12 protein-coding genes are annotated in these 14,320 nt (G+C 41.6%); 7 read left to right on the forward strand and 5 right to left on the reverse strand.

Annotation, left to right across the window (positions count from 1 at the left end):
* Positions 1–3 precede the first annotated feature (3 nt).
* Positions 4–1,911 (reverse strand): propionyl-CoA synthetase, encoded by a 1,908-nt coding sequence (locus CXF81_RS01875; RefSeq protein ID WP_101179577.1) that lies wholly within the window; start codon positions 1,909–1,911, stop codon positions 4–6.
* Between the two features lie 179 nt (positions 1,912–2,090).
* On the opposite strand from CXF81_RS01875, the gene CXF81_RS01880 reads away from it, so the two are divergent.
* The 3 genes from CXF81_RS01880 (at position 2,091) to moeB (ending at position 5,204) form a co-directional block, all read left to right on the forward strand.
* Positions 2,091–2,981: a DMT family transporter gene (locus tag CXF81_RS01880; protein ID WP_255409398.1), complete on the forward strand. Its 891-nt coding sequence runs from the start codon at positions 2,091–2,093 to the stop codon at positions 2,979–2,981.
* A 140-nt stretch (positions 2,982–3,121) separates the two neighbouring features.
* Positions 3,122–4,354, forward strand: a complete 1,233-nt coding sequence (gene glp, locus CXF81_RS01885; RefSeq protein WP_101179866.1) for a gephyrin-like molybdotransferase Glp — start codon at positions 3,122–3,124, stop codon at positions 4,352–4,354.
* A gap of 91 nt (positions 4,355–4,445) precedes the next feature.
* On the forward strand, positions 4,446–5,204 hold the full coding sequence (gene moeB / locus CXF81_RS01890; RefSeq protein ID WP_101179581.1) for a molybdopterin-synthase adenylyltransferase MoeB: 759 nt from the start codon (positions 4,446–4,448) through the stop codon (positions 5,202–5,204).
* 26 nt (positions 5,205–5,230) lie between these two features.
* On the opposite strand, the gene CXF81_RS01895 is transcribed toward moeB, so the two are convergent.
* Complete coding sequence (locus CXF81_RS01895) at positions 5,231–6,190, reverse strand: response regulator (protein WP_101179583.1); 960 nt, start codon at positions 6,188–6,190, stop codon at positions 5,231–5,233.
* Between the two features lie 266 nt (positions 6,191–6,456).
* Between CXF81_RS01895 and speA the strand changes: the two genes are divergently transcribed.
* Positions 6,457–8,385, forward strand: coding sequence for a biosynthetic arginine decarboxylase (speA, locus tag CXF81_RS01900; RefSeq protein ID WP_101179585.1), 1,929 nt, complete (start codon positions 6,457–6,459; stop codon positions 8,383–8,385).
* A gap of 125 nt (positions 8,386–8,510) precedes the next feature.
* On the opposite strand, the gene CXF81_RS01905 is transcribed toward speA, so the two are convergent.
* Entirely contained in the window at positions 8,511–9,656 is a 1,146-nt protein-coding gene (locus CXF81_RS01905; RefSeq protein ID WP_101179587.1) for a serine hydrolase, read from the reverse strand.
* Between the two features lie 90 nt (positions 9,657–9,746).
* The gene (locus CXF81_RS20455) at positions 9,747–9,872 is read right to left on the reverse strand and encodes a hypothetical protein (RefSeq protein ID WP_255409399.1); all 126 of its coding nucleotides are present in this window, start codon (positions 9,870–9,872) and stop codon (positions 9,747–9,749) included.
* A gap of 52 nt (positions 9,873–9,924) precedes the next feature.
* Between CXF81_RS20455 and CXF81_RS01910 the strand changes: the two genes are divergently transcribed.
* The gene (locus CXF81_RS01910; protein ID WP_101179589.1) at positions 9,925–10,425 is read left to right on the forward strand and encodes a methylated-DNA--[protein]-cysteine S-methyltransferase; all 501 of its coding nucleotides are present in this window, start codon (positions 9,925–9,927) and stop codon (positions 10,423–10,425) included.
* Positions 10,426–10,435: 10 nt separating this feature from the next.
* Positions 10,436–11,317, forward strand: coding sequence for a DMT family transporter (locus CXF81_RS01915; protein ID WP_101179591.1), 882 nt, complete (start codon positions 10,436–10,438; stop codon positions 11,315–11,317).
* Between the two features lie 6 nt (positions 11,318–11,323).
* Here the strand turns inward: CXF81_RS01915 and CXF81_RS01920 are convergent, their stop codons facing one another.
* On the reverse strand, positions 11,324–12,796 hold the full coding sequence (locus CXF81_RS01920) for a cache domain-containing protein (protein WP_232771743.1): 1,473 nt from the start codon (positions 12,794–12,796) through the stop codon (positions 11,324–11,326).
* A 122-nt stretch (positions 12,797–12,918) separates the two neighbouring features.
* Between CXF81_RS01920 and glmU the strand changes: the two genes are divergently transcribed.
* Positions 12,919–14,277, forward strand: coding sequence for a bifunctional UDP-N-acetylglucosamine diphosphorylase/glucosamine-1-phosphate N-acetyltransferase GlmU (glmU, locus tag CXF81_RS01925; RefSeq protein WP_101179593.1), 1,359 nt, complete (start codon positions 12,919–12,921; stop codon positions 14,275–14,277).
* Positions 14,278–14,320 lie beyond the last annotated feature (43 nt).

Raw genomic sequence — 14,320 nt, forward strand, 5'->3', positions numbered from 1 at the left:
CATTCAGAGGCATTCAACTGCCGGCTTAACCAATCCATTATTTTGCATGATCGTTTTAATCTCATCAATACTTGCTGGATCATCGATAGTTGAAGGCACAACAAATTCTTCATTTTCAGCTATTTGACGCAACAACTTACGCAGTATTTTACCGGATCTGGTTTTTGGTAAACGCTCTACAATAAGTATTTGCTTCAAACAGGCAACGGCACCTATTTCTTTGCGGACCATGGCGACTAACTCGGCTTGCAAGTCGGCTTCACTTATATTGGCACCGTCTTTTAACAAGGTTAAGCCGACGGGTATTTGGCCTTTAAGACTATCGTAAACACCTATTACAGTGCATTCCGCTACCGCATCATGGGCTGCTAAAATCTCTTCCATTTCACCCGTTGATAAACGATGCCCAGCAACATTGATGACATCATCAGTGCGGCCCATTACAAACAAATACCCGTCCTCGTCTATGTAACCGCCATCGCCAGAACAATAGTATCCGGGGTATTCAGTTAAGTAACCAGAAGCAAAGCGATCAAAGTCGCCCCAAATGGTAGCTAGGCAGCTTGGAGGCAAAGGTAACTTAATCGCAATCGCACCTTGAGTATTAGGAGGTAAAGGCTGACCACTTGCATTGAGTATTTGTATATTAAAACCAGGTACTGGTTTGGTTGCTGAGCCAGGTTTGGTAGCTAGCCTTTCAATACCTATTATATTTGAAGCAATGGCCCAGCCAGTTTCGGTTTGCCACCAATGGTCGATGACGGGTTTTCCGGTTATTTGTTTTGTCCATTCGTAGGTTGGAGGGTCAAGACGCTCACCCGCCATAAATACGCTTTCTAGACAGGAGAGGTCATACTTGGCCAATAATTTAGCGTCAGGGTCTTCTTTGCGGATAGCCCTGAACGCCGTTGGTGCAGCAAAAATAGCTTTTACTTTATACTCTTCAATAACACGCCAAAAGGCGCCTGCATCAGGTGTTCTAACCGGCTTTCCCTCGTAAACTATGGTTGTGCAGCCGTGCAACAGCGGCGCGTACACAATATAGGAATGACCTACCACCCAACCAACATCTGAGGCAGCCCAAAATACATCACCTGGTTGCATGTTATAGACTGCAGACATTGAGTACTTTAAAGCAACAGCGTGCCCCCCATTATCACGCACAACGCCCTTAGGCTTGCCAGTCGTGCCTGAGGTATAAAGTATGTAAAGTGGGTCGGTGCCGCTTACGCTGACACATTCGGCTTTGTTGGTTGTTTTTACGGCTTCAGCCCAATCAATATCACGACCTTCGTGCATGCTAGCGATGCACTGTGGACGTTGCAGTAAGACCACTTTTGCGGGCTTGTGAGTCGCAATCTCTATGGCTCTATCAATCATGGGTTTGTATTCAATAATGCGGTTAATTTCAATTCCGCATGAGGCTGTTATCACCATCTTTGGTTGCGCATCATCAATACGCACAGCAAGTTCATTGGCAGAAAAACCGCCAAATACCACCGAATGCACAGCGCCAATTCGAGCCGCTGCAAGCATTGCAATGACCGCCTCGCTAATCATTGGCATATACACCACAACTCTATCACCTTTGCTAACTCCGTTGGCTTGCAATAGACCGGCGAAGCGAGCCACTTTCTCAAGTAATTCAGCGTAAGTCAGTTGCATTTTAGTGTCGGTAACAGGCGAATCATAAATGAGCGCTATTTGCTCGCCACGCCCCTGTGCTACATGGTGATCCAAAGCCATATAACAGGTATTCATTTGTCCATCAGCAAACCATCTTGTAATGCCGTTTTCGTCATCAGTTAATATTTTTTCGGGTGCTTTAAACCAAGGTAATTGCTTTGCTTTGTCAGCCCAAAATGTGTCGGGAGAGTCAACTGATTCTTGATATTCCGTTATGTAAGACATTCTATCTACCTTATTAGAAAATTATGTATGATGACGCTAGAGCAAACTGAGGCTTGCGTCCTAAAATTTCTCCTACCATAGTGCAAAGTATCAAGCGGTGCTATGCTACTTCAGTTGGATTGGACGATATTTGTTAGCATGTTAGCATCAACGTATTAATCTCTGTGGGCAAGACACTTGTGCTTTCAACGCTAAAACCTTTTTATCCCCTTATTTTTTTATTCGTGTGGAGTGCTGGTTATGCCATGGCAAAACTGGCATTGGTGTATACGCAACCGTTAAATTTACTTGCATTTCGATTTCTCGGTGCTTTTTTAGTACTGACGCCTTTAGTCATCTTATGGCGCTTACCTATTCCTAACTTTCGACAATCTTATGCCCTTATGGGGACCGGGTTGTTTTTACATCTAGGTCATTTTGGTAGTATTTATGTCGGCATGAAGCTAGGAGCTAGTGCCAGTATTATGGCTTTGTTTGCAGCTTCGCAACCGGTCTTAGTGATCATTGCAAGTGCCTTACTTGCTCGAAAAGTACCTGCTTGGAATATATGGGCAAGTCTCTCATTAGGACTCTTAGGTGCAATGCTTATTATTGGTGTAAATATGCAAGGAAACGAAGGATATTTACTTGGTGCAATTCTTGGTTTTACCGCAGTTGTTGGATTGTCAATTGGTCAAGTAATTGAAAAACAGCGTAAATTAGGTATACACCCTATTGTAGCAACCTGGGTGCAATACGCCTTTGCGTCGGCTATATCTATTCCATTTGCCTTAGCGTTTGAAGGGCTTATTTTTGAAAATGCAGTACCCTTTTGGGGTGCTATCGCCTTTTTAGTATTCGGCAATTCAATTGTAGGTATCCTGTTAATGTTTAGCATGGTAAGGCAAGGATCTATTGCCAAAGTAGCGTCGATTATGTTCATGGTGCCCGCAGTAGGGGCACTTATTGCATGGTTAGTTGCTGATGAGGTACCAAAACTAATTGCCATCCCTGGCTTTATACTCGCTATGCTAGGGGCACTTTGGACAAATAGAATCGCTAATAAAGCACTGATAAAAAGTGATATTTAACTGAACTTGTTGGGTGAAGGAACAACATGGCTGTGAACCCGTCAACAAGTCACACGGACTGTGCTTTTTTAAAGACAGTATCTTAGTGTATAGTAATGTTTGAAAGCAAAAAAAGCCCCGACTTAACAATAGGAAAACCAATGAATTCTGGATGTGACGTTCCTGGCTTGATGACTATCGAACAAGCCAAGCGCATAATTGAAGATACGGTTTCGCCAATTACAGATATCACGTTATGTGACCTAGACGATGCAATAGACCGCGTTATTGCTAGAGACATGATTTCACCAATTAACGTGCCGGCCTATGATAATTCAGCAATGGACGGTTATGCGCTCAGATATGAAGACTTTTTAGCGTCCAACATCCTCACTATGATAGGTAAAAGCGTAGCCGGAAATAAGTTTAACGGCGTTATAAAAAAGGGTGAATGCGTGCGCATTATGACCGGTGCTGAAATTCCTAGAGGTGCCGACACCGTTGTTATGCAGGAAAACACCGAGGCTAATGCCGATCAAATTACGTTCAATTCAGCCAGCAAAGGAAATGCGATAAGACCTGCTGGTGATGATATAAAGCAAGGTGCAGTTGTGTTGCGTGTTGGCGATCGAATTAATGCAATTGATATTGGTTTACTCGCTTCATTGGGCTTCGGACGTATTCCTGTTTACCGAAAACTCACTGTCGCGGTCTTTTCTACGGGTGATGAACTATTGGCAGTAGGTGAGTCGTCTCGCAACGACCGCATATTTGATACCAACCGCCCAATGCTCCTAGCTATGCTCTCAAAGATGGGTGTCGATACAATCGACATGGGCATTATTGAAGATGACAAAGTAAAAATAAGAGCTGCGTTTGAATATGCGAATGAACATGCCGATTGTGTAATAACGAGTGGCGGTGTCTCGGTTGGCGAAGCTGACTATACACGTGAAATTTTAGAAGAATATGGTAGCGTTGATTTTTGGAAATTAGCGATTAAACCCGGAAAGCCACTTGCCTTTGGACGATTGTCTGCGAGTCTATTTTTTGGTTTACCAGGTAATCCTGTATCATCTGCTGTCACCTTTGACCAAATTGCCGCTCCAGCACTGGCTATTCTAGCGGGATGTAAACCACAAGCCCCGGTTATGCTGCCAGCAACTGCGGCAAGCATATTTAAAAAACGCTCAGGGCGCACAGATTATCAGCGTGCGCATTACTTCATTAACGATAATGGGCAAGTCAGTGTTGAAACGCTTGGTTCACAGAGTTCCGGTGTTTTATCTTGCTTTAGAAAAAGCAATTGTTATGCGGTATTGGAAAATGAGCGTGGTCAAGTTTCTATAGGTGAAACGGTTAATATACTACCTTTTAGTTCGATAATTAGTTAACATTTTGAACTCTCCCGGCTCTAGTAGCCATTGCAGCTGCATATCTCTAGTGTTACAACTATGGCCATCAAAACCAAATAGACAACTATTAATGAAAGATAAAGTGATTACCACGGAGCAAGCTCTCCGCTACAGTCGTCAAATATTATTGGCAGGTTTTGATCTCGACAAACAAGAATTGCTCATCAATAGCCGCGTTCTAATGATTGGAGTTGGTGGTTTAGGATGCGCTGCGGCTCAATATTTAGTGGCAGCCGGCATTGGTCAACTAACACTGGTTGATGACGACATTGTTGAAACAACTAACTTGCAGCGTCAAGTTTTGCATTTTGAAAACAGCATAGGCGATAAAAAGGTTAATTCTGCTCAGCGAACCTTGAACAGTATCAATCACTTTGTTGATATTAAAACTATCGACACAAGGCTGAGCTCGAATGAGCTTGACGCATTGGCTCTGCAACATGATCTAATTCTAGATTGCAGCGATAATCTTGAGACTAGAAATTTACTTAACGACGTTTGTTATCGCAGTGGTAAACCACTTGTTTCTGGTGCTGCGATAAGAATGGAAGGCCAAATATTCTGTGTTATTCCAGCCCTTAAAAGCGCCTGCTATGCTTGTGTTAGCCACTTTTTTGGAGAGCAAAATTTGAGTTGTGTTGAGTCTGGCGTGATGTCTCCAGTAGTTGGTATTGTCGGTGCATCTCAAGCCAATGAAGCGATTAAAATTTTGACTCAGTTTGGTCAACAATCGGCTAATAAATTGCAAATTTTTGACGCGATGACCTCCACTTGGGAGAGCTTTAAAGTAAACCCTTTGCCTCAATGCAAAACGTGTTCAGCAACATAAACAGGAATGCTTTTGCGGTAATGCGCTTATTCTGTTACGCCTATAATGCCATTAACAGGGTGAATTTTACCTGTATCGTGTTGCAGTGCTTCAAACATGACGTTTTCGACTGACTGCAACAATGCTTCAGGAGAACCACCGCCAGCAGGAGCGGCAACGGCATAACCAATAGTACAACTGAGATGAACCGCCGTATTTGCCAGCTCACTATGATCGAAGGTGCTCATGATCTGATTGGCTTTGAGTGTTGCGCCATCGTGTCCACAATCGCAGAGCAATAGCGCAAATCTGTCGTTACTTATGGTTGCGACTAAATCACCTGGACGATTCCCTGCAGCTGCAAAATTATTAGCCACGGCTGCGATGGTAGAAAAATATTTATCACTACCATCTATCTCTCGAACAGTATCTAAATTGTCTATACGTATCATTAATAGGGTTAAGTGATGCCAATACCTCGCGCAACGCAGCCATTCAATAGCTAACACCTCTTGAAATCTAGCCGCATTGGGTAAATGGGTCAGTGGATCGATAAAAATCAGTGATTCTAGTTTTTTGGTTTTACGGTACAGTGCCATATGTCTGCGAAGACAGACAATAAGCTCGGTCATCACGGGTGGTTTTGTTATAAAGTCAGCACCACCGAGTTCAAAGGCTTGGGATTTTACTGCTAGCTCGGTTAGTGACGAAACAAAAATAATCGGAACATCTTGGATGAACTGAGTTTCTTTAATGCGGCTGCAAAGTTGCAAACCGTCTTCTCCCGGCATCATAATATCGAGGATAATGGCGTCAGGAAGTGGTGCGCTGTTCAATAGTCCCCACGCTGCGTGTGCATTTGGTGAAAACGAAACATCGAACTCTTGACCAAGGCCATTATGGTAAAGCGTTAATTCTATCTCGTTGTCGTCAATGACCAGCACTCGATAGTTAGTTTGCTCGGGGATACTTTCTCTATACATTGCACTACTTATATCAGCACGCAAATCAAATTCCTTTTATTACGTTAAGTAATAACGACTAAAAACTATCGATAGACCACTCGCAAATTATTAACACCACCTCTTTTTCGTCAACATAGCACGCTTTTTACAATCCGTTTACATTTAAATGGTGCTAGCAGCTAAAAAAACACTAAAAAATGCAAAAAAATTAGTAACACAGCTAAACTTCATTATAATACGCGACCTACCTTTTTTAAGGATTTAGGCTTCTTTGTATGTATCGTGTTTTTTGATGGGGTAGCGCTGTTATGACAACAAATAATGTTGAATGGTCGATTGATGACGCTGAGCGCACTTACGGCGTCTCTAGCTGGGGTGGCGGCTACTTTAAGATAGGTGAAAATGGCAATATTCAAGTTTCTCCTGATCCTAAAAATGAAAATATTAAAATCGACTTTAAGTCGGTAATTGATGAGATCAGCCTAGAGGGCATTCAGTTTCCCGTGGTTATTCGATTCCACGACATTTTGCGTTCGCAAGTTGTCGGTATAAATGAATGTTTTAACAAAGTAATAGCGGAAGCTAATTATAAAGGTCAATATAACGGTGTTTATCCAATCAAAGTCAACCAAACACGTGAAGTGGTTGAAGAAATTGTTGACGCTGGTGCACCGTATGATTATGGCCTTGAAGCAGGTTCAAAGTCTGAACTATTAGCGGTACTTGCATACAATACTAATGCAAACTCGTTAACTATCTTAAATGGATATAAAGACGAAGAATTCATTCGGCTATCATTGTTAGGCAGAAAGTTAGGCCGCAAAGTTGTTGTCGTTATCGAGAAATATTCAGAACTACACTTACTGATTAGAATATCAAAAGAATTGAATATTGAACCTATCATTGGTTTACGTTCAAAAATGTCTGCGTTAGGCAAAGGTAAGTGGCAGGGTTCGAGCGGAGATAGAGCTAAGTTTGGACTCACTATCCCTGAAATTATTAATTCTGCTAAGCTCCTTGAAAAAGAAGGTATGGCTCATACCCTCAAGCTATTGCATTTTCATATTGGTAGTCAGTTAACTGACATTCGTGCAATCAAAGACGCAGTGAATGAAAGCGCCCGTATTTATGCTGATTTACATAAGATGGGTTTTGCCCTTGAGTATGTTGATGTTGGTGGCGGTCTAGGGATTGATTATGACGGTAGTAAATCAACTAACGATTCGTCGCGCAATTACAGTTTGAATGAATACGTTGCCGATGTTGTTTACGGTATGAAAGAAATATGTGACCTTGAAGGTGTTCCGCACCCTAATTTGGTTACTGAAAGTGGTCGCGCAATCACTGCGCATCATAGTTGTGTGGTTACTGAGATTGTAGGTGAAATTAAAGCCGACGGCGCAATGCTGGATACCTCAGTTATTGAGGGTGAACATATACTGTTAAAGAATATGCGTGAACTGCTGCATTTTTTGCGTGCCGACCAGAACCTTCAAGAAGTATACAACGACGCTTGTGAATGGAAAGAAAAGGCGGTTAGTGCGTTTAAATTACGTGTTATATCTTTGGAAGAGCTGGGCAAAATTGAAACCTTGTATTGGCAAATAATGCGTCGCTTACAAGTGCTTTATCGTGATGTTGAGTTTGTGCCAGAAGGACTACAGCATTTAGATTTTTCACTGTCGTCACAATACCTATGTAATTTTTCGATTTTCCAATCCGCAGCGGATACATGGGCTATCGACCAGTTACTGCCAGTTGTGCCATTAACGGGTATGAATAAACGACCAGATATTAACTGTTCGTTAGTCGATATTACCTGCGACAGTGATGGTAAAATTGACCAGTTTATTGTTGACCGTCAGCTGCAAAACATCATGCCCATTGCGTCCTTAGAACCAGGTCAAAAAGCCTATTTAGGTTTGTTCTTAACTGGCGCTTATCAAGATGTTATGGGTGACATGCATAACTTGTTTGGTCGTGTGAATGAAGTGCATATTTTCAGCGATGATGATGACCCAGAAGACTTTTACATTGAAGAATTCGTAGCTGGTTCATCGGTGCAAGACGTACTGACTATAATGCAATACAACCCAAGCGCCATGGCCGTTGATGTTAAACGTCAAATTGACAAAGAAGTGGCTAATGGACAAATACCACCACGTGAAGGTGTTAAGTGGACTGACTTTTATGAGAGCTGTTTGAAAGGCTACACTTACCTAAAAACCGCTGAGTAAAAAATAAATAAGAGCTCTTATTTTTGAGCTCTTATTTTCAATCTTCCAAACGCCCACTGATAAAGCTAACAAGTATCATAAAATGGCGCGACTTACGTTTATGCTCAACCCATAATGACTTGTGTTTACTTTTTAATGTCTGCTAAAAGACTTATCTTATGCGCTTTGATTTGATCTTTCCAAAACGTGGCTGTTAGCTTATTGATTAAGTTAGATTCTGCATTCATTAATAAGGCATAGCCGACACCCAATTGCGGCGAGAACGCAACATCAGCTCGGTAACCTTGAACCCAACCACCATGATAAATAATCTCAATATCATCGACGTTATAAATGCGCCATCCTAAACCATAGTGTGCGTCTGTAAGTTGGTTTCGCCACTCACGTCGATCGAGCTCACGTTTGGTCTTTACACGTGGCTTCGTGAGCGTCTCAATCATGTTTTTATCAATAATGTCAGGGTACTCTAGCAGCATCGCCTTCAACCAAATTTCCATATCAGCGGCACTGGCATTAATGCCCGCAGCGGGTGAGTATTTGTAATAATTGTCTTTGACTCGAACACTCACCCACTTATTTTTATCAATCGCTGCATGAGGCTTTGCCCATTTCTTTGATGCCATTAGCGCATTTCTTCCCACGCTTGCGGTTGGCATTTTCAAAGGTACAATAATGCTTTTCGTTATCTCGTCTGCAAAAGTGGTTTTTTTCTGACGATAATACTCTTCAAGTACACCAAAAAAAGTATTTTGATATGTATAGCAAACCCCAGGTTTACATAGCGAATCTAGTTTTTCTAAATGTTCCAATACGCGCGGTAGTTTGTAATTGGCTTCAATTAAATTGTCATAAGCATTGGGTATGAAACCGGTAGATTGGCCAATAAGGTGCTGCAATAAAATAGGCGTGTCGATGTAGTTATCAAACTTGTAGTCGGGCAATAGTTCTTGTAATGAGTTTTTCCACGTCAGCTTTTTCTCTTTTACTTGCTGCGCCATAAATACAGCGGTGAATGTCTTTGAGACCGAGGCTAATCTAAACACAGTTTCTTTATCTATTAATGTGCCCGACTTTTCTGTCTTTCCATAAAATTCAAATCGCGTAGGCTGACTTGGAGCGACCATAACAAACGCTAAGCCTGGCAGTTTCTTTTTCTTCGCAGTCGCCTTCAACTCACTCGCAAAGGCATCCACCCAAGTATCCGCGGAAGCAGGGAATGCAAGAGAGAGAACTAGCACTGTTAACGCAATGAAAGGTTTATAAAATCGCAAGCTTGACCACTTTTCTTATTATTGAATATCCATTATCAGCTAAATAGCCCTGTGAATTCAACATAAGTTTAATTTACCAGTGATTTACCATCAAGTCACCGTCATGACCTGATGACTTGTTCCGAAAACACCGTGTTTTAATTCACATACGGGGTAAACTATCATTAATATGCGGTGTTTTAAGCTGGTGGCACCCATAAATTGCTGCTTATCCATTGGCAGCACTCCGTTGGCATTTTACGCCCTCGGATCAAATTGGAAACTTAATATGAATATACAATCGGTGCGTTACCCACAATATGCTCATTTGTACAAAAGCATCGTGGCGACCTCGCAGGGTTTTTTAACTGTATTTGCGAATGATAATGCGCTCAAAGCAATTGATTTTACGGATACTCATCCGCCCGCTAATGAAAATAAAATATCAAAGCTTGCAGCTACCCAATTATCGGAATACATTGCCAACAAACGCGAGCACTTTGATTTACCGCTTGATCCAGATGGCACCCATTTTCAGAAAGAAGTGTGGCAAGCAGTACTCCATATTTCTTTTAGTTCAACGGCAAGTTACCTAGACATTGCCTTAGCGATGGGTAATAAAAATGCCTGTCGGGCAGTGGGTGCGGCAAACGGTAAAAACCCCATTCCTATTGTAATTCCTTGCCATCGAATTATCGGCAAAAATGGTAAACTAACCGGATATGCCAGTGGCTTGGAGCGTAAAACTTATTTACTCTCACTTGAATCAAAAGCAAGTTCATTAAAATAAAAGGACGACATTGAAAACTTCTCACTTAATTGAATTATTAGTTTTAGGCGCAATTTGGGGAGCTTCATTTATGTTAATGAAGTCCACTGTACCGGCTTTCGGCGTATTTGCACTGGTTGAAGTGCGGGCAGGTGTCGCTGCCTTATTTTTATTACCTGTTGTTTACTTTACTCGCCAATGGAAAGATTTATCAGGGAATTGGGCCAAGTTACTTTTCGTGGGAGCAATCAACACTGCGATCCCATTTTGTTTGTTTTCCTATACCAGTCTTCATTTGGATGCCGGATTAAGTGCTATATTGAATGGAACTGCGCCCATGTTTGGCGCTATTATTGCCTACTTTTATTTGCAAGATCGTATCGGTGTGCATGGCGTTATAGGCACTTTTCTTGGCTTTTTAGGTGTTGTGGTTATTAGTCAAGATACTCAGTCTGCCAGTCCTGTTTCCTTGCTGCCTGTGGTAACAGCGTTGGGCGCAACTTGTTGTTACGGCATTGCGGCTTGTTTTATGAAAAAACATTTAAGTGGCGTGAAGCCTTTTGCCATAGCCGCTGGAAGTCAGGTATTTGCTGCTTTATTATTATTTCCTTTCGCTTTATACGCTTGGCCAGAAGTGAATCCTGATGCAAGCACTTGGGGAGCGGCTTTGGTCTTAGCCATCCTCTGTACGGGTGTTGCTTACATTATGTATTTTGACCTAATTGCAAAAATCGGCGCATCACAAGCGATGACGGTAGGCTACTTAGTTCCCATGTTTGGTATTTTGTGGGGTATGGTTGTGCTCGGCGAAGTGCTCTCAACGTATGCCATGATTGGTGGTAGTTTAATTATTATTGGATTGATGGTTACGACGGGTATTTTGAAGCGCCTGCGCATGAAGACAAGTTTATAGCTTGCCTCAACAATCGACGACCTGAGTTGACGTATCGTTTGTTTTTAAATTATCTAATGCCGGTTTTAAGCGTAAAATAGCAGAGACAAAGGTGTCTTCTTCGCTTAATTTCACCTTGCAGGTTGAGAATTTGAGCACCTCTTGTTGCTGTTCACATTCAGTTTGAATAGTGGCCAAGCCGTGGCGGATATTGTCCATAAATCTCGTGCTTTCTTCGCTATCCGCCTTTTGCAACAAAACAAGCCATTGGCTTTCATTCACCTTTCCAAACTCACTTTTAGTATTGAATTTATGCACTGAGTCTAGCAAAAATTCAGACACTTTCGTGCCTATGCCCGTGAGCATACCTAAATTTTTGGTGGTGATAGGTCGTTGATAAAAAGCATTGAGTTGAATAAGTACCAAATAGGCATCTTTTTCATACGCTTTAGAGTTAATTAAGTATTTGATTTTTTCATCAGACTGCATTTTACAATAAGGTAATACCAATCCTTCATTTTGCATGTCTTTACGGAAGTAATATAAAAGATTATAAATAATTAAGAACAATAGGAAAATAACCACTAAAACGCTAATAGCAGAAATCATAAAGCCATTACTTATCTGGATCTGCTGTTTATTTAACGGCGACATTAACAATATTGTCCAGTCGAATAGGTCAAGATTGACCTGCGCTATCAATATATCCTGGTCGTTAATATTGACTAATTCATTATTAATATTCTGAACTGAAGCATCGGCTGCCAAGGCTGTGTCAGCGTCAATACCCATTTGATTAACGGTTTTTTGATACCAAGAAAGATCTTTTAGGTTATTGAAGTTTGATTTGCTGGCGTTTAATGCGGGGTCTGAAGAGAGCATAATCGTTCCTTTCGGGTTCACGAAAATGAATTCGTGACCATACCTCGCTTTATGGGTTTCAAACACGTTGATAAACTGTGATAGGCTTTTTGCAACACCGAAAAAGCCAACAAATTGATTGTTTTCATCAAATATTTTTATATCAATGAAGAAGTGAGTATCTTCCCATTTGCCGATGTCCCCGACTGATTTTTCAGGCATGTCACGATATTTAAAGTACCAGTTTACTTCACCTTCAATTAGTTTAATAGTTGAACCATCGGAGTTGTATTGCATTCGTTGCTTTTCCAAAGCAACGAAAAAGTCCATCTCAAATTCTTGTTCAAGTCGTTTGAGCGTTTCAAATATTTTTTTTTCATTGAAGCTTGCATCATTAGCTGCAGAAAACTGCATAATTTCCTTCAATTCTTTCGATTTACTCAATGTTTCAGCGATATGCAGAGGTTCTACAACTTGGCGAACAACCAGCTTTACTGCGGGTGACAGAGAAATTTGATGGGCGCGGCTTTGTTCAGCCACTATTTTGGTCATACTGAAATGTATTAGTGTAACGATGGCGACGACGACAATCGCAAATAAAACTAAGATACTGCGATGAAGTGTACGAAAAATATTCATTATTTAGTGTCAGTTAACATCCTGTTATTTGCTAAGGATGATAGGGCAAATAGAAAGTGAAGTCTACTGACAAGGGGTTTTCACTTAGTTACACTATGCCATAAATTAGAAAGGAATTACCTATGTCACTGAGCGTTATTATCCTTGCAGCAGGCAAGGGAACAAGAATGAAGTCGTCGTTACCTAAAGTATTGCACCCTATTGCTGGCAAGCCAATGGTAGAGCATATTATTGAAGCAGCGAAAGAACTCGATTGCGACAACATCAACATTGTATATGGTCATGGCGCTGATTTACTCGAAAAAGCATTAGGCCACCATCAACTGAATTGGTGTTTACAAGCCCAGCAATTAGGTACAGGTCATGCCGTTCAACAGGCGGCATCATATATTAAAGATGGTGAAGATGTGATGATCCTAGTGGGCGATGCCCCGCTAATCAGTAGTGAAACACTGCGACGTTTAGTTGATGCTAAAGCACAAGCGGATTTAGCATTGTTAACTGTTCATTTGAATGACCCAACAGGCATGGGCCGGATCATTCGCGAAGGTGACAACATTACGGCTATTGTTGAACACAAAGATGCAAGTGACGCGCAACGTGAAATTACCGAAATAAACACAGGCATGATGTTGATGTCGGGCAAAGATCTAAAACGTTGGTTAGGCAATTTATCTAATAATAATGTGCAAGGTGAGTATTATCTGACCGATGTTATTGAAATGGCCGCTAAAGAAGGAAAAATTATCCGTGCAGCGCACCCTGTTTGGGAGCGTGAAGTTGAGGGCGTAAATAATCGTGTTCAATTATCGTCGTTGGAATCCGCCTATCAATTTCGCAATGCTAACGCGTTGATGACGGCCGGCGTCAGTTTAGCTGATCCGCGGCGCATTGACGTGCGTGGTAAGTTAATAGTTGGGCAAGACGTCAGTATCGACATTAATGCTATTTTCGAGGGCGATGTTGAGATTGGTGACAACGTAGTTATTGGTCCTAACTGCGTACTCAAAAATTGTAAAATTGGCGATGGCACCCATATTGAAGCGTTTTCATTGGTTGAAGATGCTGTCGTTGCACAAAACTGCAATGTGGGTCCCTACGCACGACTTCGTCCTGGCGCTGTCCTTCACGATGGCGCTAAAGTAGGTAATTTTTGTGAAGTTAAAAAGTCCGTTATTGGTAAAGGTTCAAAAGTGAATCATTTAACTTATATTGGCGATACACAAATTGGCAAAGGCGTGAATATAGGCGCCGGTACAATTACCTGTAACTACGATGGCGTTAACAAATTTAAGACTATTATTGGTGATGGGGTATTCGTAGGCAGTAATAGTTCGCTCGTAGCACCTGTTAGTATTGGCGAAAACGCCACCATAGGCGCGGGTTCAGTCGTCACCAAAGACGTGAATGCTGAAGAGCTTGCTATTGCACGAGGCAAGCAACGAGTTATTAGCGGTTGGGAACGTCCAAAGAAAAAGTAAAATGGATTATTAAATAGCCTTAAAACTTGCAAATCGAAATTAA

This window comes from Glaciecola sp. 33A, from assembly GCF_002836745.1.
Lineage (GTDB): Bacteria > Pseudomonadota > Gammaproteobacteria > Enterobacterales > Alteromonadaceae > Glaciecola.